Source organism: Lysinibacillus sp. NPDC095746 (genome assembly GCF_044763535.1).
Taxonomy (GTDB): Bacteria; Bacillota; Bacilli; order Bacillales_A; family Planococcaceae; genus Lysinibacillus.
Map to the genome: position 1 here is coordinate 37,704 of NZ_JBIWGL010000025.1, position 23,346 is coordinate 61,049.

18 protein-coding genes are annotated in these 23,346 nt (G+C 37.7%); 9 read left to right on the forward strand and 9 right to left on the reverse strand.

Annotation, left to right across the window (positions count from 1 at the left end):
* Positions 1-11 precede the first annotated feature (11 nt).
* A complete protein-coding gene (locus ACIQ7N_RS17610) occupies positions 12-1,592 on the forward strand; it encodes an ATP-binding protein (RefSeq protein WP_483869819.1) in 1,581 nt (526 codons plus the stop codon).
* Between the two features lie 198 nt (positions 1,593-1,790).
* Positions 1,791-2,492: a response regulator gene (locus ACIQ7N_RS17615; protein WP_132356800.1), complete on the forward strand. Its 702-nt coding sequence runs from the start codon at positions 1,791-1,793 to the stop codon at positions 2,490-2,492.
* Between the two features lie 178 nt (positions 2,493-2,670).
* On the opposite strand, the gene ACIQ7N_RS17620 is transcribed toward ACIQ7N_RS17615, so the two are convergent.
* The gene (locus ACIQ7N_RS17620) at positions 2,671-3,639 is read right to left on the reverse strand and encodes a 4-hydroxy-3-methylbut-2-enyl diphosphate reductase (RefSeq protein ID WP_402934395.1); all 969 of its coding nucleotides are present in this window, start codon (positions 3,637-3,639) and stop codon (positions 2,671-2,673) included.
* 72 nt (positions 3,640-3,711) lie between these two features.
* Positions 3,712-4,245: a 4-hydroxy-3-methylbut-2-enyl diphosphate reductase gene (locus ACIQ7N_RS17625; RefSeq protein WP_323653509.1), complete on the reverse strand. Its 534-nt coding sequence runs from the start codon at positions 4,243-4,245 to the stop codon at positions 3,712-3,714.
* 368 nt (positions 4,246-4,613) lie between these two features.
* Here ACIQ7N_RS17625 and ACIQ7N_RS17630 point away from each other — a divergent pair, with 368 nt between their 5' ends.
* The gene (locus ACIQ7N_RS17630; RefSeq protein WP_402934399.1) at positions 4,614-6,302 is read left to right on the forward strand and encodes a methyl-accepting chemotaxis protein; all 1,689 of its coding nucleotides are present in this window, start codon (positions 4,614-4,616) and stop codon (positions 6,300-6,302) included.
* A 412-nt stretch (positions 6,303-6,714) separates the two neighbouring features.
* Here the strand turns inward: ACIQ7N_RS17630 and ACIQ7N_RS17635 are convergent, their stop codons facing one another.
* The 5 genes from ACIQ7N_RS17635 to ACIQ7N_RS17655 form a co-directional block, all read right to left on the reverse strand.
* Positions 6,715-6,894: a FeoB-associated Cys-rich membrane protein gene (locus ACIQ7N_RS17635; protein ID WP_402934402.1), complete on the reverse strand. Its 180-nt coding sequence runs from the start codon at positions 6,892-6,894 to the stop codon at positions 6,715-6,717.
* Between the two features lie 10 nt (positions 6,895-6,904).
* Positions 6,905-8,884 (reverse strand): ferrous iron transport protein B, encoded by a 1,980-nt coding sequence (feoB, locus tag ACIQ7N_RS17640; RefSeq protein WP_402934405.1) that lies wholly within the window; start codon positions 8,882-8,884, stop codon positions 6,905-6,907.
* Positions 8,881-9,108 (reverse strand): FeoA family protein, encoded by a 228-nt coding sequence (locus tag ACIQ7N_RS17645; RefSeq protein ID WP_142509835.1) that lies wholly within the window; start codon positions 9,106-9,108, stop codon positions 8,881-8,883. The genes feoB and ACIQ7N_RS17645 overlap by 4 nt, the downstream gene beginning before the upstream one ends.
* A gap of 115 nt (positions 9,109-9,223) precedes the next feature.
* Positions 9,224-9,928, reverse strand: coding sequence for a response regulator transcription factor (locus ACIQ7N_RS17650; RefSeq protein ID WP_274067798.1), 705 nt, complete (start codon positions 9,926-9,928; stop codon positions 9,224-9,226).
* Between the two features lie 136 nt (positions 9,929-10,064).
* Complete coding sequence (locus tag ACIQ7N_RS17655; RefSeq protein ID WP_402934408.1) at positions 10,065-12,782, reverse strand: ATP-binding protein; 2,718 nt, start codon at positions 12,780-12,782, stop codon at positions 10,065-10,067.
* 372 nt (positions 12,783-13,154) lie between these two features.
* Here ACIQ7N_RS17655 and kdpA point away from each other — a divergent pair, with 372 nt between their 5' ends.
* From kdpA to kdpC, 3 genes are all read left to right on the forward strand, one after another.
* A complete protein-coding gene (gene kdpA, locus ACIQ7N_RS17660) occupies positions 13,155-14,858 on the forward strand; it encodes a potassium-transporting ATPase subunit KdpA (RefSeq protein ID WP_402934411.1) in 1,704 nt (567 codons plus the stop codon).
* A gap of 313 nt (positions 14,859-15,171) precedes the next feature.
* Positions 15,172-17,235, forward strand: coding sequence for a potassium-transporting ATPase subunit KdpB (gene kdpB, locus ACIQ7N_RS17665; RefSeq protein WP_402934414.1), 2,064 nt, complete (start codon positions 15,172-15,174; stop codon positions 17,233-17,235).
* Between the two features lie 10 nt (positions 17,236-17,245).
* Positions 17,246-17,890: a potassium-transporting ATPase subunit KdpC gene (gene kdpC / locus ACIQ7N_RS17670; protein ID WP_402934416.1), complete on the forward strand. Its 645-nt coding sequence runs from the start codon at positions 17,246-17,248 to the stop codon at positions 17,888-17,890.
* 59 nt (positions 17,891-17,949) lie between these two features.
* Here kdpC and ACIQ7N_RS17675 read toward each other — a convergent pair whose 3' ends face one another.
* The gene (locus tag ACIQ7N_RS17675) at positions 17,950-19,005 is read right to left on the reverse strand and encodes a 2,3-butanediol dehydrogenase (RefSeq protein WP_248716525.1); all 1,056 of its coding nucleotides are present in this window, start codon (positions 19,003-19,005) and stop codon (positions 17,950-17,952) included.
* Positions 19,006-19,547: 542 nt separating this feature from the next.
* On the opposite strand from ACIQ7N_RS17675, the gene ACIQ7N_RS17680 reads away from it, so the two are divergent.
* Both ACIQ7N_RS17680 and ACIQ7N_RS17685 read left to right on the forward strand, forming a co-directional pair.
* Positions 19,548-20,849 (forward strand): DEAD/DEAH box helicase, encoded by a 1,302-nt coding sequence (locus tag ACIQ7N_RS17680; RefSeq protein ID WP_132356787.1) that lies wholly within the window; start codon positions 19,548-19,550, stop codon positions 20,847-20,849.
* Positions 20,850-20,861: 12 nt separating this feature from the next.
* Entirely contained in the window at positions 20,862-21,755 is an 894-nt protein-coding gene (locus tag ACIQ7N_RS17685; RefSeq protein ID WP_132356786.1) for a deoxyribonuclease IV, read from the forward strand.
* A gap of 338 nt (positions 21,756-22,093) precedes the next feature.
* Here ACIQ7N_RS17685 and ACIQ7N_RS17690 read toward each other — a convergent pair whose 3' ends face one another.
* The gene (locus tag ACIQ7N_RS17690; protein WP_053484617.1) at positions 22,094-22,330 is read right to left on the reverse strand and encodes a Nif11 family protein; all 237 of its coding nucleotides are present in this window, start codon (positions 22,328-22,330) and stop codon (positions 22,094-22,096) included.
* Positions 22,331-22,587: 257 nt separating this feature from the next.
* Between ACIQ7N_RS17690 and ACIQ7N_RS17695 the strand changes: the two genes are divergently transcribed.
* Positions 22,588-23,334: a metal ABC transporter ATP-binding protein gene (locus tag ACIQ7N_RS17695; RefSeq protein ID WP_248716524.1), complete on the forward strand. Its 747-nt coding sequence runs from the start codon at positions 22,588-22,590 to the stop codon at positions 23,332-23,334.
* The last annotated feature ends 12 nt before the right edge of the window (positions 23,335-23,346 follow it).

The window sequence follows — 23,346 nt, forward strand, 5'->3', positions numbered from 1 at the left end:
AAAAAATATCGATGAAGAGAAAAATTATGTCTCTGACTTTTTTTATTCTCATGCTCTCCTTTAGTATAGGTGGAACATTTTTGCTAGGGTTCGTCATGACTGTGCAAAAGGATAAGCTTGGAGATCAGGCTTTACTCGTGGCAAAAACAGTATCACAGCTTCCCGAGCTAAAAACTTACATATCAAATAAAAATTTTAACGAGGCTACGCAACACATAAATCCTGTAGTGGAGGAAATACGTGATATAAATGGCGCACAATATATTGTTGTACTAGATATGCAAAGGCGTAAGTACTCACATCCAAATATAGAGGAGATTGGGCAAATCTCGGAGTCAGGAGATCTAAACGCTGCGTTTTCTGAGCATTATTATACATCCATTGCACATGGTGAACATGGAGATATGGTACGAGCATTTGTCCCAATCATGAGTAAAGAAGGTAAACAAATAGGCGTAGTAGTAGTAGGCTATAGTGTTTTAACTGTGGCAGAGTTGCTACAATCTATTCAAACAGAATTAATGATTACTATTTTATTATCTCTGTTCTTTAGTGCATGGGGGGCTCATACATTAGGGCTTCATATGAAAAAGCAAATGTTTGGGTTAGAGCCTCACGAAATTGCTAAAATGTATGTAGAAAGAACCGAAACATTTAACGCGATGCATGAAGGGATCATTGCTATTGATAATGATTTGACAATTACAATATTTAATGAAAAAGCATGTGATATTTTGGGGGTTCACAAAAAACCTTCAACATTAATAGGGAAGAAAATTTTTGACGTGTTACCTGATACACGATTACCGGAAATATTGGAGTTAGATCAACCCATTTTTAATCGAGAGCTTTATATTAATGAAAACAATATTATGAGTAATCGTATACCAATACAAGTTAATGGAAAAACGGTTGGGGCTGTAGCCATGTTTAAGGATCGTACAGAAGTGAAAAAACTTGCAGAGGAACTAACGGGTGTTAAGGCATTTGTACAAGCATTACGCGTACAAACACATGAGCATAAAAATAAATTGCACACAATTGCTGGTCTATTACAACTTGGACATCATGAACAAGCACTTTCTTACTTAACACAAGTAAAAGAAGAACACGATGAAATTACAAACTTTTTAAATGAACGGATTAAAAATGAAAATATTTCCGGGCTATTGCTTAGTAAAATTTCCTATGCAAAAGAACAGGGAATTCTACTGGAGATTGATAGGGAAAGCCGTTTGACAACATTTCCTAATAATTTAGATCATCATGATTTCGTTATTTTATTTGGTAACTTAATCGAAAATGCTTTTGATGCATTAAGGGATGTACAAATTGAAGAAAAAATAATTCATGTTTCTGTTGATGAAGATGAGGACGTGCTGGCAATATTAGTAACGGATAATGGTATAGGCATGACGAATGAAGTCAAGGCACATATTTTTGATAATGGCTATTCGACAAAAGAGAATAAAGGTCGAGGCATTGGACTTTTTTTAATACAAGAAATTGTACAAAAAGGAAAGGGAGAAATCGAAGTCATAAGTGAACCGAATAAAGGAACAAGCTTTTTAATAACTTTTTACCATACTTAATAGGCTCATTGACAAATGCTGGACGTCTCATGATGTCCCTAAGAAAGCGCTTGGTTGTATGGAAGGTCAATTCTATGAGTAATGAGTTGAAATAGCAGTGAGAATTTCTATGGGAACAGTGTGGCGCTCTCATAGATAGCTTCCTTAAGTAAAAATTTGCACATATAGAGATAGAACAAAGTGTATGGAGGACTAACAGTGACGCAAACAAAGGTTTTATTAATAGAGGACGATCCAATGGTGCGAGAGGTTAATCGCCAATTTATTGAAAAGATAGTTGGATTTGAAGTAATTGGACAAGCCTCAAATGGAGTTGAAGGAATTGCGCAAATTCAAAAACTTAAACCAGAATTAGTATTTATGGATATTTTCATGCCAGAGCAAGATGGCGTGACAAGTTTACGAAAAATTCGTGAACTCAAGTTACCGGTAGATGTAATTACGGTAACAGCTGCTAATGATATGGAAACTGTAAAACAGGTCCTACATCTTGGCGTCTTTGATTATATTATGAAACCTTTTTCATTTGAACGAGTGCAAGGAACGCTTGAAAATTATTTGCGCTTCAAAAAGCAAATGCAATCGGAGCGTGAAATAACACAAGGAGAGCTGGATGAGTTATTCCATTATCACGGGGGACATAATGAAGCTCAGCAATCAAACGTCTTACGGTCAGAAAAAAGTTTACCTAAAGGTTTTAATCGCGCAACGCTAGAGAAAGTGGTGCACTATTTGCACTCTGTAGAAGGAGCATCAGCAGAAGAAGTAGCCAGTGGTGTAGGTATTGCGCGTGTAACTGCAAGAAGATACTTAGATTATTTAGAGAAGCAAGAGGAAATTACGATGGATGTGCATTATGGTGGTATTGGTCGTCCAGTCAATTATTATTTTAGTAAATAATGAGAAATCCTGATTGTCAACATAGACAATCAGGATTTTTTTCTACTATAGATCGTCTAGACTAAAGCGCTACTTCCTCGAGGTCGTTTCGATTGTCGTGCAAACTGGTGAGCGTTTACTGTTGCTTCTGGCTCTCCAGTGCTTGTCGGATGTAAACGAGCGCTTTAGCGCATTGTTCTTAGTAAGGCATAATTTTATCAACAGGCTTTGGCGATTTAATTTTAGGTAAAATTTTATTTAATGTAACTGTACGCTCAATGATATGTGTTGATTCATCATTTTCATCGAAATGCTCAAGGAATGAAATAACCTCTTTTACAATGGGTGTTGGCGTAGAAGCACCTGCTGTAACAGCGACAGAATTAATTCCTTTTAACCATTCAACTTTTAGCTCAGAAACGTCAGCAATTCGATAAGATGGCGTCCCTGCTATTTCAACTGAAACTTGCGTTAAACGATTCGAGTTATTGGATTTTGGGTCACCAACAACAATAAGTAAATCTGCCTCCCCAGCTTGCTGAGCAACTGCCTCTTGGCGGACCTGGGTTGCCAAACAAATTTCCTTATGCACTTCAATATGTGGGAATTTCTCTTTTAAACTATCCATTAAATGAGCGACATCCCATTGACTCATCGTCGTTTGATTTGTTACTAGTAATTTATCATTCGTTAAATTTAATGCATCAATATCAGTAGATGATTGCACTAAATGTACATGATCAGGTGCAACCCCAATTGCTCCCTCCGGCTCGGGATGGCCTTTTTTACCGATATAGATAATATCATAGCCATTTGCTGATTTTTCACGAATTAAATCATGTGTAACCGTTACGTCAGGACATGTAGCATCAATGGATACTAAGCCTTTTCGCTTTGCAATTTCACGAATTTCAGGTGAAACACCATGAGCTGTGAAAATTACAGTGCCAGTTTCAACTTGTTCAATAATTTCTAAACGATTCTCGCCATCTAATGTGATGATGCCATCTGCTTCAAAGGCATCCGTGACATGTTTATTATGCACAATCATACCTAAAATGTAGATAGGTCTTGGTAATGTTTTATCGAGTGCGGCGTTTCGAGCGATGACCATCGCATCAACAACACCGTAGCAATAGCCACGTGGATTAATTTTTAATACTTGCATGGTTGTGACTCCTTTCAAGCTTACCTATCTACATTATAACGGACAGGGACGGCGAATACAAAGAAACCTTATCTACATAGGCGGCTGGAATATACGGGGCTTTGATGGAATTGGTTCAGCAGGAGTAAATGATCCATTTTGTCGAGACGCTTTTCGACTTTTAGTAGAACCTGATCCGCTAGCCGCTGCTTCAGCTGCTACTGCTCCAGCCCCTGCGGCAGCTCCTGCAGCAGGAAGACCTTGAAATCCTTTATACAATTTTAAAAGTGACGGAATATTTTTTACCATTGGCATTGCTTGCTGAATGTAAGGTGTATATGTTTTCGCGGAGTTAAATAAATTATTCGCCTGCTGCAAAAATGAACCGATTTTTGAAGGTTCCTGCATTGGCATTTGTCCTCCAAATGAACCTATTCCACTGGACATAGGAAAGCCACCGGGAATTCGTGGCTGATTTGGGAAGCCTCCAGGCGGGAAAAAGGACTGCGGTGGCATTTGTGGAGGTGTTGGCATTTGCATTGGCATTTGCATCGGCATTTGCATTGGCATTTGCATGGGCATTCTCATGCCACCAGGATACATCGGGAACTGTGGTCTAAATACCATAACGATCTCCTTTCGATAGTGATTTAACATTGATGACATACTTGATTATAAATATGATATGCAGATGGGTAAGCTAGCGTTCGACACGCACAAATAAATAACTAGATCCGTTGTAAATGTATTCACTGTATCCTGTAATGTTTACTTATTTCATCTGTTGTAATAAATGGTGAAAAATTCTTGAAAACTACACATTTTTTCATTTTTCCGGTCGATAAGAAAGGTATAATGTTTTGTTGGTAAATATTACGTTACAAAAATAATGATTTTGAAGTTAGTTTGGTAAATATGTTACATTAATGTAAATAAATTGTTAAAATATTTTCTATCAGACTAAACTATTAGAGGTTAAAAATAGGAGGTATTTTGTGTCAATTAAAGTAAGAAGTATGGTGTCGTTTGGCCTTATCGTAGTATTAGTTTTAATTATGGGGGTATTTCAGCAACAAAATGCTAAATCTCAACTGGAACAAGTACATTTGATGAAAGAAAAAACACTTCAAACGACGTTATTAGCAGATGAGATGAAGCTAGCAGTTGTACAGGTTCAGCAGTATTTGACTGATATTAGTGCCACAAGAGCACTCGATAATTTAGATGATGGATTTGAGCAAGCAGAAAAATATAGCAAAATCTTTTATAAAGATTTGGAACAAGTGAAAAAAATGCATCAGGAAGACCAGGAAAGATTAGATGCGATTAAAATAGCGTTTGATGAGTATTATAGTACGGGTCAGAAAATGGCTCATCGTTACATTCAAGACGGGCCTGAGCAAGGGAATAAAATGATGCTTGAATTTGATACTACTTCAGTTGAGATTAATGACAAAGTAGATTTGTTTCAACAAGAAAACATTACAGACATGCAAAATTCTTTAGCACATGTGGATAAGCTTATTAATAATAATAAACAGTGGTTCTTATGGATGTTCTGCATTATTTTATTGATTTGTGTAGTAGTTGGGATTATATTTGTACGTTCCATCGTTGTCCCTGTAAATAAGCTAACTTCTGCAGCAAGGGTCATTGCTAAAGGTGATTTATGTCAAAAGGATATCGAAGTTAAAACGAAGGATGAAATTAAAGATTTGGCTGATTCTTTTAATTTGATGAAGTCTAATTTACATTCACTAATACATAGCATGACGGCAAATGTTGAGCATACATCATCAGCGGCTGAAGAACTAGCAGCAAGTACAGAAGAAATTTCAAATTCCTCACATGATATTGCAAACCTTGTAGAGAGAATGGCGATTAGTGATACCCAAGCGGCTGTTACAGGTCGTGAAAGTTCGATAGCAATGGATGAAACCGCTCAAGGTGTTCAACGTATTGCTGAGGCTACTCAAATGCTTCATTCTAAAGCAGTAGACACACAATCTATTGCAAATGATGGTGAAAAAACGTTGCATATTGCAGAAAACCAAATGTCAATTATCCAACAATCTTCAAATACAACAAATGAACGTATTAAGAAGCTAAGTACGCAATCAGCTGAAATTGTTAATATTACGAAAGTAATTACTGACATTACTGAGCAAACAAATCTTTTAGCATTAAATGCTGCGATTGAGGCGGCTCGTGCAGGAGAACATGGTAAAGGCTTCGCGGTCGTAGCAGATGAAGTGCGTAAATTAGCAGAGCAATCCAAAGCTTCTGCCAATCAAATAGTAGATGTAATAGCACTTATTCAGCAAGAAACAATAGAAGTAGAAAATGCCGTAAATGTAACAGTATTGAATGTAGACGAAGGTGTCACATTTATTCAGAATGCCCAAAATGCCTTCGATGGGATTTTAAAGGCGATTAGTGATATGACATCTCAAATCGAGGATGTATCTGCTTCTACGCAACAAATTTCTGCGAGTACTGAAGAAGTGGCAGCATCGGTCAATGAAATGTCCTCTTCTTCCAAGCATGCTGCACAACAGTCTGAAACAATAGCAGCGACAATAGAAGAGCAAACTGCGACTATTCAAGAAATTAACGCTGTTGCTAAGGCATTAAGTGAAGAAGCGGTGTCCGTGAAGGAAGAAATCAATAAATTTAAAATATAAGGATCATTACCAAAATGTGTAGTTTATTTCCGTTCAACTGAACGCTTTGCTTTCGCGCAGAGCAAAGCTTCCTGAGGGTGTCCAATGAGCCGCTATCACTTGCGTTGGACGTACTAGGTTCTCGAGTCAACAGATGTTGAAAGCTTAGCGGCAGCAGTAACAACACGATGTTGGTCGCGAAGGCGTTATCACAAGATGTGATAACGCCTTCGTACTGATCCTCAAGGAGTTCAGCCCAGCCTTCACTATACACTGTAACAAATGTCATCACTAACTTTTGGTGATGAAACATTTAAAGTACGTTTCTAATACTTAAGCTTTAGAAGAAAGCACTTCATGTCTAAAAGCTCACAAAAAAGCGAGGTAGTTCCCAATGGAATTTTCCATTTGGAATTACCTCGCTATATTTTATTTATTTAGTACTAAAATCTTCCAGTTTGGTAGGAGGGACACAAACGTTAGAGGAACAACTCTTCTGTAATGAGCATGATGCGCATTTGCCCTTTTTCTGCTTCTTAATGCTCTTATATAAAGTAATACCAGCATAGCCAAATATAATACTACCGATTAAGATATTAATTAATAAAGTCATCTTCTACACCTCACATCAATAAATTCCCAATACCATAAATCATAAGCGCAATGAGATAAGCTACAACAAATGGATAAATGGTTGCAAATAAAGTCCATTTCACAGACTGTGTTTCCCTTTTTATTGCGCCTACTGTTGCTAAACAAGGCATATAAAGTAAAACAAAGGCCAAGAATGTATAAGCACTTAAAGCAGTAAAATGAGTTGTCATTGTAGCGGATAATACACCTTCACTTACGCCATAAATAATCGCCATTGTCGAAACAATTACTTCTTTTGCCAGGAATCCAGCAATAAGGGATGCACCGGCTTGCCATGTTCCAAAGCCAAGAGGGATAAACAGCACACCAAAAGCGCCCCCAATAATTGCTAAAAAGCTGTCATCCATATTGACATTAGCACCATGTGGTCCAAGATAAGAAAGGAGCCAAATAATAACGGAGCCAGCAAAGATAATAGTACCAGCTTTGCGGAAAAAGCCTTTCCCTTTTTCCCAAGTGGAACGCCAAAGTGTTTTAAGTTGTGGTACATGGTAGGCTGGTAACTCAACGAAAAATACGGAAGTTTCATTTTTTAAAATCGTCATTGATAATATTTTTGTTACAATAAGCGCTATGACAATACCCATAACATATAGCGAGAATACTACTAATGATTGATGTGCAGAAAAGAATGCAGCACCGAACAAAGCATACACAGGTAGCCTTGCTGAGCAGCTCATAAACGGCGCAACAAGAATTGTTAATAGTCGTTCTCTCGGCTGTTCAATTGTTCTTGCAGCCATTACACCTGGAACATTGCATCCAAAGCTTACAATCATCGGAATGAAGGCTTTCCCGTTTAAACCGAAAAATTCCATAAGGCGATCCATTACAACAGCAATTCTCGCCATATACCCTGAATCTTCTAATAGTGAAATAAAGAAAAATAGGACAAAGATTTGCGGAATGAAAACTAAAACACCGCCAACACCTGCAATGATACCATCACATATTAAATGAACAATAAAAGGAGCTGCACCAATAGCTTCTAAGCCATAAGTAACAGCATCTGAAAGAGGGCCACTTACAAAGCCATCCAGGAAATCCGAAAGAGGGGTACCAATCCATGCAAACGTTGCTTGAAACATTAAAAACATAAGCGCTAGGAAAATCGGAACACCTAAAATTGGATGTGTTAGAATTTTATCAACTTTCTCTGACCATTGAGTTTCACTTTTCTCTTGTATAATTACTTCGCTATTGATGGTAGAAATATATAAATCCCGTTTTTTAGCAATCGCTTTATTTACTGGTTCTCCTATTTGCTTCTCTAAAGCATCTCGCATAGTAGCTAGCTTTTCAAAGTATTCCTTGTCTTGCAAATAAGCGTCAACAGCGTCATTTCCCATTAAAAATTGAATCGTACACCATCTTCTTTGTTCTTCAGGAACATGCTGTAACAATGCTTCAATTTTTGAGATGCCTTTTTCAATTACGTCATCATAGGCTAATGTAAAACGTTGTTGAGTACGATCAGAGGCTTGAATAGCAGCATAAATACCTTCGACACCTTTACCTGTACGAGCACTTATTGGAACAACAGGTACTCCTAAAGAACTTTGTAATTTCTCGACATCAATTGAGATGCCTTTCTTTTTCGCTACGTCTATCATATTTAAACAGATGAAAACAGGCTTTCTAAGTTCAAGTATATCTACTGTTAATTGCATATTTCGTTCGAAATTTGAGGCATCGATAATATTTAAAATTCCATCTACCTGATCCTCCAGTAAAAAGGAAGTAACAACACTTTCATCCTTTGAAATAGGGTTAAGCGTATAGACACCAGGTAAATCAATTATTTCTTTTTGTAATTTTTTTACTTGTCCTACTTTTTTTTCAACGGTTACGCCACTCCAATTGCCAACATATTCATATGAATTTGTCAACGTATTGAACAATGATGTTTTACCGATATTCGGGTTTCCTATTAAAGCTAATCTACTCATACTTGTTCGACCTTTATATCCATTAAATCTTTTTTTCTAAGCCCGATTTTCTGTCCTTGACATTCTAATATACAAGCTCCAGAAAACCATCCTTTTTGGATCATACAAACCTGACAGCCTTCTTTAATACCAAAAGCGTTTAATCGTTTACATAAAAGAGTGTCAATTTGCTGTAGATCTTTCACTTTAACTTTTTCACCCAATTGAACAGCGTGAAGGTTCATAAGATCTACCTACTTTCTTGTCAGTGATAATCATTATCAAATAAATAGTATCATTTTTTATCCAGTCAATCAATAATAAGTTTGCCGTCTAAAGTAATATTGGAATAGCTATACCTTATGTTTCATCGTGACAACGAAGCATTCTGTACCCAACGCGGACATGTGTTTGGATGAACTTTGGATTAGCTGGATTATCCTCTATTTTCTTTCGAAGAGTAGCCATAAAAACTCTTAAACTTGGAACATCCGATTGAAGTGCGTTATGCCAAACTTCCTTTAAAATAAAATTATGGGTTAAAACTTTGCCGACATGCTTTGATAAAATAACTAAGAGCTTATATTCAATAGGCGTCAAATGTACTTCTTTGTCATGTACAAACACTGTATTTGCCGCGTAGTTTATTTGTAAATGGCCATTTACAAAGATAGAGGGTTCATTTTCTAGCTGATGCTCAAATGACATTCTTCTCAACGCTACTCGAATTCGGGCTAATAGCTCTTCAACACTGAAAGGCTTTGTAACATAATCGTCTGCACCGGCATCTAAAGCATTGATTTTATCGTGCTCTTCGCCGCGTGCACTAACTACGATAATAGGTGTTTGAGTCCAGCTTCTTATTTTCGTAATAAGCTCTACACCGTCTATGTCTGGTAGTCCTAAATCCAAAATAATAACGTCTGGATTCATGGCAAGAGCCTTTTGTAAAGCACTATTACCATCTCTAGCAATGTCAAATTCATATTGCTGAGTAGTTAATGTCATTTTAATTAAATTGCCAATGGCTATATCATCTTCTACTACTAGAATTCGTTTATTCATCGAAATTCATTACTCCTTTTTAGTTCATCACCATAAACGTGTCGTTGATTTCAATGCCGACTCGTGCTTTTTGGGGCATTCGCTTTAGGATAGCCTTTTGGCACTATGTTCTACTCCAATCAACTTATACAAACGCTTAATAAATATTATCGCTAACCTTTGGTAAAGGGCTTTTTTTCAGTGAAAAATTAAAAATTGTTCCTTTTGGTTCATTATCCGAAACTGTTATTTCACTTCCGTGTAATTTTAATATAGTTTGACATAGCGCTAGGCCTAAACCTAAGCCTCTTCGACTATCGCTCCGCTGTACTTTTCCGGTAGTAAATGGCTCAAAAAGGTTGTTTTTTATAGAATCGTCAATGCCAGGGCCATTATCTGCAATGCTAAAGTGTACGAAACGTTCAGATTCTTTGACCTTTAAAGTAATAACACTGCCTGAAGGTGTATAGGTCAATGCATTATCAATAATATTAATTAGAACTTGAATAATCAGTCGTGCATCCATTACAGCAAATGAAAATTCTGGTTCAATTTGATAGGATATTTCATGTGTATTGTTTAGACGAACGACATGCGTTAGTGCTTCTTGAATAATATCTTCTACAAGTTCCAATTGCATCTCCATTGCAAATTGTCCATCTTCTAACTTAGACACAGCAAGTAAGTTTTCAACCATTTGTACTAGCCATTTCGAATTTTTATAAATATCCTCATATATTTTGCTTTTTTCATCCTCTCGAATTTGAGATGCACTAGATAGTAATATATCTGCATTACCGGAAATAGCAGTTAACGGTGTTCTTAAATCATGAGAAACTGCGCGCAAAAGGTTTGCTCGCATTTGCTCCATTTCAGCTTCTCTAGCTACTTCTGCATTGAGTTTTTGTAAATACCATTTATCAAGTGCGAATGAAAAATCATTCATAATGGCATGCAAAATATTACGCTCAAATGCAGGTAATGGTGATTGCTTTGACAGTGCAATACCGATAACGCCTTTAACGCTCCCGTTTGAAATAACCGGTAAATAGTAGGCATTCACTTCAGGAAATATGTCAGTGGAGACGCCTGCGACATGCTTATTATTGATAACCCAGCTTACTACACCATGCTCATTCGGATTGCCAAAGAGGGATGCTATCTTCTTATTTTCAATACTAGATATGCTCTCGGTACGGAAAAAAATAGAGTTCACAATTAAGTTATTTTCTATCTCAAAAAATTGTACTGGTTTTTCTACTAATTTAACGATTTGTGACATGCCTTCAATAATAATTTCTTCTATTGACTTAGCATGTTGAAGTCTACGATTTGTATCAAGGAGCACCTCCATTCGATAAGATTTACGAACAGCTACAATGGTTTGCTCCTTTATTTTTTTCGTTAAGCTACTCGTAATCACTCCTGAAAGGAACATGATTACAAAGGTCATCGGATAGTCACGATGATAGGCGTTAAATGAAAATCGTGGTTCTGTAAAAAAATAATTAAAAAGTAGTACTGCTAGGATGGAGCTAATAATGCTCATCATCCATCCCGATGACCAAATGGCAAGAATTAAAACACCTAAAATGTAGATAGTGATAATGTTTGAGTCGCTAACACCAATTGTGTAAAAATATAGCCCAACAACTGATACTATGCCAAATACTACAGCCATTTTTAATAAGTCATGCCATTCAAATGACAGCTTATTTTTTACAGTAGGGAAGTAGAATTGTTCGTTTTCCTGATCAGGGACTATATGTATGGCTAAATTCGGCACAAATTCGTTGAGTCGATCGCTAATTTTGGTGTTTGGTCGCCACCATTTTTTTCTCATGCTAGTTCTACCAATGACTAATTTCGTAACACCACTAATTTGTGCATAGTTAGCAAGGGCGACAGCTACATCATCTTCCTGAACAATTACGACATGGCCACCAAGCTGTTCAACAAGCTTTATATGCTGCTGAAGTCGTTCAGAATTTACGTTACTCCTGTCGTGCTCCTGTACGTTTTGAACGTAAAGAGCTGTAAATTTCCCATGTAATGCCTGTGCTAATCGGGCAGTAGTTCGAATAACTTTGGCATTCGTAGGAGAACTACTAATACCCACAAGTAAATGTTCTTCGATTTGTACAGGATGCTTTATAGATTCGTCGCTGTTTACTTGCTTATAGTTAATCGTATCTGCAGCTCTCCGTAATGCAATTTCTCGAAGTGCTACTAAATTTTGTTTGCGAAAAAAAGATTGCAACGCTTTTTCAGCTTGTTGTTTTACATAAATTTTGCCTTCTTGTAGGCGTTGAATTAACTCATCTGGTTCAATATCGACAATTTTTATTTGTGCAGCATGATCAATTAAATAATCGGGAATACGCTCTTGAACCTTTATTCCGGTTATTTCTTCTACTAAATCATGTAGGCTTTCTATATGTTGAATATTTACGGTTGTATAGACATGAATGCCCTTTGCCAGTAATTCCTCCACATCCCCAAAACGTTTCTTATGACGCATCGTTAGAACATTGCTATGTGCCAATTCATCAATAATGACAATTTCCGGTTTGCGCTTTAGTACTTCATCAATATCTAATTCCTGAAAAGGTTTCCCTTTATAAATTATTTTTTTCGTAGGAATTTGCTCAAGTCCTTCGAGTAAAGCTAACGTATCTGGACGAGGATGTGGTTCTACATAGCCAACTACCACATCTTTACCAAGTTTTTTTGCTTGATGTGCTGCATCTAGCATTGCATAAGTTTTACCTACTCCAGCAGCATAACCGAGAAAGATCTTTAACTTCCCTATAAATTGTTCTTCCTGTTGAAGCCTCGCTAAAAACGTCTCTGGAGTTGGACGTGTATTTTCCATCCTCTTTCACCTCAATTGTATTATAGCGTTATCTTCCATTAAGAAAGTATTAAGATTTTCCCTCTTTATAGTTTCTTAATAGAAAAAGAGATTTCCTAACACTACATTAATTTGAAAGTCAGTATGATGAGAGCATCCAAATAAAGGAGGGTGCACGATTGATGGACTTTTATATGATTGGCTTACTCATCATAAGCTTTGCGAGTCTATATGCATTAACAGCTTGGTGCTTCAGGTTAGTCGGTGAAAAGTAAGGAGGAATAAAAAATGTGGATTGTTATGGGGATTGTACTTGTATTCCTTTTCGGTTATCTAGGGCATGCATTACTTTATCCTGAAAATTATTAATAGGCTTGTAGGAGGTATTGCGGTATGTGGCAAATCGCCATCGTATTAATTATTTCTTTACCAATCGTTATTTTAACCGGTCATTATTTATTTCGGGTGACGATGCAACAAAAAACATGGCTTGATCCAATAATGGACAAATTTGATGGATTTATTTATAAAATATGTGGCATTAAGCAAGTTGATATGACTGGTAAACAGTATGTACTTTCATTAATTTTGTCGAACGCCTTTATGGTGTTTATTGGATACTTTCTTTTACGAATTCAAGCTATGTTGTTTTTAAACCCAAATGATATTGACAATATGGAAGCAACACTGTCATTTAATACCATAATTTCATTTATGACGAATACCAACCTTCAGCACTATAGTGGCGAATCAGGATTAAGTTATTTATCACAAATGCTAATCATTATTTTTATGATGTTTACATCTGCAGCTACTGGTTATGCAGCATGTATGGCGTTCTGCCGTCGTCTTGTTGCTAAAACCGACACGATTGGTAATTTCTTTGTCGATTTTGTGCGTATTATCACACGTGTGTTAATGCCTATAGCTATTGTTGTGGCCATTATTTTAGTCTCTCAAGGTACACCACAAACCTTGAGTGCGAATAAAACTGTACAAACAATAGAAGGTAAATTACAAGATATTGCACTTGGACCTGTAGCTTCTCTTGAATCTATCAAGCATGTTGGAACAAATGGTGGTGGCTTCAATGGGGCGAATTCAACAACACCTTTTGAAAATCCAACGGTCATTTCTAATATTGTGGAGATGCTTTCTATGATGCTATTACCAGGTGCTTGTGTAGTTGCCTTTAGTTTAATGGTTGCAAATGGAAAAAGGAAAACGATCTTTGGAAAGCAAGGGCTCGCCATTTTTGTGGCAATGAGTGCGCTGTTCCTAGTTGGATTGGTGACAGTGTATGTTGCGGAGAGAGCGGGTAATCCAATCATTCATGAGCTCGGAATGGCACAGGACCTCGGAAGTATGGAAGGAAAAGAGATGCGCTTTGGGGTAGCACAATCTGCGTTATTTACGACAGTGACCACTGCTTTTACAACGGGATCTGTCAACAATATGCATGATACATTAACGCCGCTTGGTGGTCTTGTACCGATGTTTAATATGATGCTAAATGTTGTGTTTGGAGGCAAGGGAGTCGGCCTGATGAACATGATGATGTATGTGTTATTAACAATTTTTATCGCCTGTTTGATGATTGGTCGAACACCTCAGTTTTTAGGTAAGAAAATTACAGAGAAGGAAATGAAGCTAATCGCACTTTGTATTCTCATCCATCCTGCTATTATTTTGCTATTTTCAGCGCTTGCAGTACTAACACCGTCAGGAGTAGCAGCCATAACGAATCCTGGTGCACATGGGTTATCTCAAGTTCTTTATGAATTTGCATCTGCCTCAGCAAATAATGGCTCAGGTTTTGAAGGGTTAGCTGATAACTCAACATTTTGGAATGTGACGACAGGGCTTGCTATGTTCTTCGGACGTTATTTGACGATCATTATTCAACTAGCTATAGCGTCCCTACTAGCGAAAAAAATGATTCACAGTGACTCGGTAGGGACATTGAGAACAGATAATACTATTTTCACATTTTTACTTGTTGCTATCGTTTTAATGATTGGTGCTCTTACATTTTTACCGGCATTAGCACTTGGGCCAATTACGGAGCACTTACAACTTTATCTTCATTCAGCTTAAGACTCCGCCTCTGAATGTGGTGAGATGAATGCGGATGTGGTTCCTTTTAAATTACTACTGAAATAGAGGAACGCAGTCTAAGAACGCCACGTCCTGTGGCAATTTATCTGTGCGAAAGCGAAGCGACAGCAACACACGACTGAGTGACCAACATCATGTTGGCCTAAACCTTCGGCGGATGTCACGGATTTTGAAAGGAATGAATTGTACGGGCACAATTCAAAATCCGGACGCATTGTTTATCTGCGCGAAAGCGAAGCGTCAGCGGCAATTACGCCAAGGCGAAATTGAGTTTTAATAAGGAGAGACACCTATGGAAACAGCTAGAAAAGGTTTGCTTACGGGCAATATGCTAAAAAGCTCGATTATAGACGCTTTAAAAAAATTTAGTCCATTATATATGCTGAAAAATCCTGTTATGTTTGTAGTAGAAGTAGGGTTTATGTTTGTGCTGCTATTAACCCTCTTTCCGAATATGTTTGGTAGCGAAGTAGTAGAACATGCTCGATTGTATAATGCGATCGTCGCTAGCATTCTTTTTGTAACTATTCTATTTGCAAACTTTGCCGAGTCGATTGCTGAAGGGCGAGGAAAGGCACAAGTTCAAACGTTAAAAAACACAAAAACAGTTACACAGGCTCGTGTTTTACTTAGTGATGGCTCTGAAATACTTAAACAGGCGCATGAACTAAAAAAGGGCGATATTGTTTTAGTTCAGGCAGGTGAGGTTATTCCAAATGATGGAGAAGTTATGGAAGGCATTGCGACAGTAGATGAATCGGCGATAACAGGTGAATCTGCGCCTGTTGTAAAGGAGCGGGGGGGAGATTTTTCATCAGTTACAGGTGGTACGACGGTTACAAGTGATTGGTTGATAATCGAAATTACTTCGATGCCTGGTGAATCATTTTTAGATAAAATGATCACACTCATCGAAGGAGCCAGTCGTAAAAAAACGCCAAATGAAATAGCACTCAATACACTTTTAGTAAGTTTGACGATTATTTTCTTATTAGTTGTTGTGACGCTCTATCCAATGACAACTTATTTACATGTACCGATTTCCATCGCAACATTAATTGCCCTTACAGTTTGTTTAATTCCTACAACCATTGGTGGATTATTGTCGGCAATCGGTATTGCAGGAATGGATAGAGTTACTCAGTTTAATGTGATTGCGATGTCTGGAAGAGCCGTAGAGGCGTGTGGAGATGTAGATACATTAATTTTGGATAAAACTGGAACTATTACTTATGGAAATCGCATGGCAGCAGAATTTCTCCCAGTAATAGGGGTGGAAAGTAAAGATTTAATGCAAGCTGCATGGCTTAGTTCTTTAACAGATGATACACCTGAAGGAAAGTCTATTTTGTCACTTGCTTGTGAATTAGGCGTGAATATAGACGGTGAAGAAGACATTATCAAGACAAGTGAACATATTCCCTTTACCGCACAAACTCGTATGAGTGGTTTGGATAGGAAGGATGGCACAAAAATTCGAAAAGGAGCCTATGATACGATAAAAAATGAGAGCCTAAAAGCAGGTCATAGCATTCCTCCAAACTTGGAACAGCTGATTCAACAAGTATCTTCTGTTGGTGGGACACCACTCGTAGTAGCGTTAAACGATAAAATTTTAGGTGTCATTTACTTAAAGGATGTCGTAAAGGCCGGACTCAAGGAACGCTTTGAAAAGCTTCGAACGATGGGGATTAAAACGATCATGTGTACAGGAGATAATCCTTTAACCGCAGCGGCTATCGCAAAGGAAGCGGGGGTGGACAGCTTTATAGCAGAAAGTAAGCCAGAAGATAAAATTCAAGTTATTAAAAATGAGCAGGCACAAGGGAAAGTAGTGGCGATGACTGGTGACGGGACGAACGATGCACCGGCATTAGCACAAGCTAACGTAGGTCTTGCCATGAATTCGGGAACGAACGCTGCAAAGGAAGCTGCGAACATGGTCGATTTAGATTCAAATCCAACTAAAATTATTGAAGTTGTAGAAATAGGGAAACAGTTGCTCATGACGCGGGGGGCATTAACGACTTTCAGTATTGCAAATGATATTGCAAAGTATTTTGCTATTATTCCAGCTATGCTAATGGTCGCGGTACCAGAGATGGGGACATTAAACATTATGAATCTCAATTCACCATCTAGTGCGATTATTTCTGCTTTAATTTTTAACGCAGTGATTATACCACTATTAATACCTATTGCGATGAAGGGTGTAAAGTATGAGCCGATGAGTGCTACAAAGTTATTAAATAAAAACTTACTTGTTTATGGCGTAGGTGGAATTATTGCTCCCTTTATGGGCATTAAATTGATTGATTTACTAGTTGGGCCACTATTCCAGATGTTTGGTTTATAGGAGGAAGGACATGCGGAAATTATTTGAGAATTCCAAGCAAGCATTTTTAATCTCAATGACAATGTTTGTTTTATGTGGTTTTATATACCCATTTGCAGTAACTGCATTAGCTCAAGGGTTATATCATCATAAAGCAAATGGTAGCTTAATAGAAGCGGATGGTGAAGCCGTTGGTTCAGCATTAATCGGTCAAGCTTTTACTGCACCGCAATATTTCTGGGGGCGTGTCTCATCTGTTAACTATAATGTCTATACGAAAGAGGATACGATACCAGATGAAAATGGCCAGGTGAACTATAGTGGTGTTAGCTCTGGAACATTTAACTATGCACCATCCAACCCAGCGTTAAAGAAACGGATAGAAGCAGATATCGAGAAGTTTTTACTAGCAAACCCATCGGTAAAACGACAAGACATACCTGCTGATTTAATGACCGCTTCAGGCTCAGGTTTGGATCCGCATATTAGTGTGAAGGCTGCAGAAATACAAGTCGACCGAATTGCCCAAGCAAGTGGGCTTGCGAAGGATGACATTGAAGAAATTATAGAAGAAAATACAGAAAAACGTACGTTAGGGACTTTTGGAGAAAATAAGGTGAACTACCTAATGGCCAATCTAGATATTATGAAAAAAATGGAGAAAAAAGAGGGTTAACAAAATTAAAAACAGGTAGAGAAAAGTTTCTTCGTTTTCTCTACCTGTCTCTCTGTATATTAAGCTTGTGAATTTACAAGGATTTTAATATGGTTTTTTTCTTTCATTAGTGCCTCGAAGCCTTCTGTCACGACTTCATCAAGAGCAATTCGTTTCGTTACAAGTTTTTCAGCAGGGAAGTAACCTTGTTTCATTAATTCCATCACGGCTGGGAAAATATCGCGATATGCAATGATACCTTTTACAGAACGCTCTGTCAGTACGATATTGTTTGGCAGAATAGAAGCTGCAGTTTCCCAAATTGACACGATAATTGTTTCTCCTTCAAATGTTGTAGAATCAATAGCTTGCTGTAATACTACAGGAACACCTGTTACTTCAAATGCAACATCTACGCCACCATTTGTTAATTCATGGAGACGAGCAACTGCATCCTCATCTTTAGGATTGATAACTGCCGTAGCGCCAAGCTCTAATGCTTTAGCAGCACGCTCGGCAGAAAGCTCCACCGCATAAATTTCGGCTGCTCCAGCTGCACGTAGTGCTTCGATTACAAGAAGACCGATTGGCCCAGTACCAAAGACAGCTGCTGTATCGCCAGCTTTTAGTTTACTTTGACGAACTGCATGTAATGCTACTGCCGCTGGTTCAACAAGTGCACCTTGTTCATAGGAAAGACCCTCAGGCATTTTGTGTACCATTTTTTCATCTACCATTGTATATTCAGAGAAACCACCTCCACCGCCAGAAAGACCGTGGAACCCTAAGTGTTTACAAATATTGTATTTCCCTTTTTTGCAAGCTGCACATTCGCCACATGCAAGAATAGGTTCTACAACTACAGGATCTCCAACTTGAACTTTTGTCACATGTTCTCCAATTTCTACTACTTCACCAGAGAACTCATGTCCCATAACAATTGGCGCAATATCTTTACTTACATAGTGAGGTTGTTCCACTGGTATGAATATCGGACCGGCTGCGTACTCATGTAAATCACTGCCACAAATCCCTGTCCAATGTACTTTAATTTTTACTTTTCCAGGTGAAATTACTGGTTCTTCAATGTTTTCTACACGGATGTCTTTTGCTTTATACCATCTTGCTGCTTTCATAATAAGTCAACCTCCTCAGTATCTTACATTTTTATCGTAACATATGGTAATTCCCCAAGGCATTGGTTAACAATAAATTGACATAAAAAATACTAATTCTTGGCTGTTTCCAACAGCATTATAGTGCTTTGAACATAAAATTATAGGTTGAGTCACTTCGAGTGGATGTTCTCACGGGCTTGATTTCAATTCCAGCGTCATAAGTACGAGTAACTAACAGCAGCAAAATAGTATTAAAGCTATGTTAAACATATTAATAAACGTGATTAAATTATAATGGAAGCAAACTATAGAAGTTTCGCGAAATGGGAATGTCGAGGTCTTACGATAAAATTACGACAATGTAATCAGAACGTAGCGTTTGTCACAGGTCTTAGCGCTTTTTTTATTGCATATTTACTGCATTTCGAGTAACTTTGATAAGGGCTTCGCTACAGCTATGATAAAAATATAAATTTATGTTCATGCTTAGATAATAGGACGTTAATATACCTAAAAGTTGAATCATGATACAATGGGAAAGATGTTAGGAGGAACGAATTATGTCAAAATATACTGATTATAATTTTCAGCCATTTTTGCAGGACGCAATTGCAAGACTTGGCTTTACAGAACCAACGCCGATTCAAAAGGAAATCATTCCGCTACTATTAAAAGGAAAAAGTGCAATCGGACAAGCACACACAGGGACAGGAAAAACACATAGTTTTTTAATTCCGATTGTACAACGAATTAATGCTGACAAGCAGGAAGTACAAGCTGTTATTACTTCACCTACACGTGAGCTTGCGCAGCAGATTTTTGATGCGTTAAATCAATTAATAGAAGGAACAACTATTCAAGCGAAACTATTTATTGGAGGTACGGACAAACAACGCTCCATTGATAAGTTAAAAACACAACCACAAATTGTTGTCGGGACGCCAGGACGTATTCGTGATCTCGTTGCAGCGCAAGCGTTATTTGTGCATACGGCGCCAATTTTAGTTGTTGACGAGGCAGATTTAGCCTTCGATATGGGCTTTGTAGAAGATATCGATGGTTTTGCTTCTCAAATGCCAGAAAAGCTTGAAATGTTTGTGTTCTCAGCAACAATTCCAGAAAAGCTTCAGCCTTTCTTAAAAAAATATATGGAAGCACCAGTTCATATCCAAATGAATGATAAACGCCCTGTCGCAGAAGGAATTGACTTTGTACTTGTACCAGTGCGTTCTAAATCACGTAACAAACGTTTGTTGGAAGTCATAGAAGGAATCAATCCGTTTTTAGCGGTAATTTTCACCAACACACGTAAAACAGCAGAGCACGTTGCTGGCTACTTAAATGAAAATGGGATTCGCTGTGGTCAAATTCATGGTGACTTAAGCCCACGTGATCGTAAGAAGATGATGAAACAAATTCGAGAATTGGACTATCAATATATCGTTGCAACTGATCTTGCAGCACGTGGTATCGACATTCAAGGAATTTCACATGTCATTAACTACGAAATCCCAGAGGACTTAGAATTCTTTATTCACCGTGTTGGACGAACAGCCCGTGCAGGGAATAAAGGAACTGCTATCACATTGTTTGAGCCATCAGATGAGGATGCAGTAGTACGTGTCGAGAAAATGGGTATTCCATTTGTTCAAAAAGATGTAAAAGATGGCGAATGGACTGAACTGAAAGATCGCCATGCACGTAAAAATCGTGTGAAGCATGAAAATGAAATCGATGCGAAAGCGAAATCATTAGTGCGTAAGCCGAAAAAAGTAAAACCAGGCTATAAACGTAATATGAAATGGGAAATGGAAAAAATTAAAAAGCGTGAACGTCGCTTAAAAGCTCGCGGTAAAAAATAAGGAGGCTTTCAAATGCTACTTGGATCACATGTTTCAATGAGTGGAAAAGAAATGCTACTCGGATCAAGTAAGGAGGCTCTTTCATATGGGGCAAATACCTTTATGATTTATACAGGGGCACCACAAAACACTCGTCGTAAGGCAATTGCTGACCTTAATATTATGAATGGTTTATTACACATGAAAGAGCATGGTATGACGAATATTGTTGTCCATGCTCCATACATTATTAATATTGCGAACACAGAAAAACCTGAAACTTTCCGTTTAGGTGTAGATTTTTTACAGTCTGAAATCGAACGTACAGCCGCGTTGGAAGCAACACAAATTGTTTTACATCCGGGTGCCCATGTAGGTGCTGGAGCTGACGCAGGAATTGCTAAGATTATTGAAGGTTTAAATGAAGTACTGTCACAGGATTACCCTGTACAAATCGCATTGGAGACAATGGCGGGGAAGGGAACTGAATGTGGCCGTTCCTTTGAAGAACTTGCAAAGATTATAGATGGCGTAACACATAATGAACGTCTTTCAGTGTGCTTTGATACATGCCATACTCATGACGCTGGATATAACATTGTAGAAGATTTTGATGGTGTCTTAAATGAGTTTGATAAACTAATAGGTGTTGATCGAATCAAAGTCCTGCATATCAATGATTCAAAAAATGTCCGTGGTGCAGGAAAAGACCGTCACGAAAATATTGGCTTCGGTCACATTGGCTTTGACGCATTAAAAAATATTGTGCATCATCCACAATTAATGGAGATTCCTAAAATCCTAGAAACTCCATTTGTTGCTTTAAATAGTGATGCCAAATCAAAATCGGCTCCTTATAAGCATGAAATTGAAATGCTTCGTAATGGAGAGTTTAATCCAGCATTAATCGATGCTCTAAGAGGATAGAATAAAAAGCCCGAAATCAGCGTATTTGCTGATTTTCGGGCTTTTTTTATCTCCATGGTGATGAGATAATTGCTGATGTAAACCTTTATTCAATGGGTGTCTAAACACATACTGAAATAGAGGAACGCTGTTTAAATTCGCCACGTCCTGTGGCAATTTATCTGTGCGACAGCGGCAATGCCTACTGCGCGAAAGTGAAGCGACAGTGGCAAATGCCTACTGCGCGAAAGTGAAGCGACAGTGGCAAATGCCTACTGCGCGAAAGTGAAGCGACAGTGGCAAATGCCTACTGTAGTGAAAGCAAAACGACAGCTACAATTACGCCAAGGCGGAATTGATTATTTCGTAAACAATGCAATTAGTTGTCTGGAACGCTTTCTACCTAAAACAGCTTCTACCTCTACAAGAATATCTTTTGGAATACCTAAAAAGAGCCACGTAAATGAGAATTGCTCCAAATAAGGACGGAGTTTTCTTACTTCAGAAGTAGTAATTTCAAATCCTTCAGCACGTGCAATCGCAACAACTTCCTTATCACTACTTTGTGTTAATTGCTGTAAAAATTGAATACTCAAAGCTAATCCTCCTTTTAAAGTTGTTTAGTTTCTTGAACAAAATCACTCTTGTGAGTCGTGACAGTTATGAAAACCCTTCACATTTAATGTGTTAGAATCAATGCCTGTTACAAAATAGCGCGGTCTAAATCCAGTCGGAACGGAAATCAACCACACGTTATGGTGATGATTTTATTTTCTTTACAAAAACTGTACTTTCATTTATACTTACAACTTGTAAATCGTAATGATTTTGAATTAGAAAGAAGAGAACATACATGAAAAAATCATTAATTGACATTAAAAACGTGTCATTTCAATATGACTATACGCAAGTATTAAAAAATATCTCTTTTCGTGTAGAAGAGGGAGATTTTTTAGCACTTCTTGGTCCGAATGGTTCAGGGAAATCCACATTATTAAAAATTATTTTAGGATTACTTAAACCAATGTCTGGAGAAATAAAGCTATTTGGTGTACCAAGTTCAACTTTTAAGCATCGTGAATGGATAGGGTATGTGTCACAAAAATCGAATGCCTTTAATTCGGGTTTCCCAGCAACTGTCCAAGAAGTAGTGAAAAGTGGATTGTCGAAAAAATTAGGATTATTTAAAAGACCTGGACGAGATGCCAAGGAAAAAGTGTTAGAAGCATTAAAAGCTGTTGGAATGGAAGCATTTATCAATCGTAATATTGGTGAGTTATCTGGTGGGCAACAGCAACGTGTCTTTATTGCAAGAGCATTAGTGAGTGAACCGAGGTTACTAATTTTAGATGAACCAACTGTCGGCATTGATCATGAGAATGTGCAGTCATTTTATGATATGCTGGCGAAATTGAATCGGGAACAGGGAATTACAATGATTCTTGTTACACACGATGTTGATACAGTGTCGAATCGTATCAGTCATGTGGCATGTTTAAATCAAACTATACATTTCCACGGTTACAAAAATGAATTTGATACAATTTCACATGATGCGCTAGATGCTTGGTATGGCCATTCTGTGAGAAAGATTCACTAGAAGGAGAAGGCA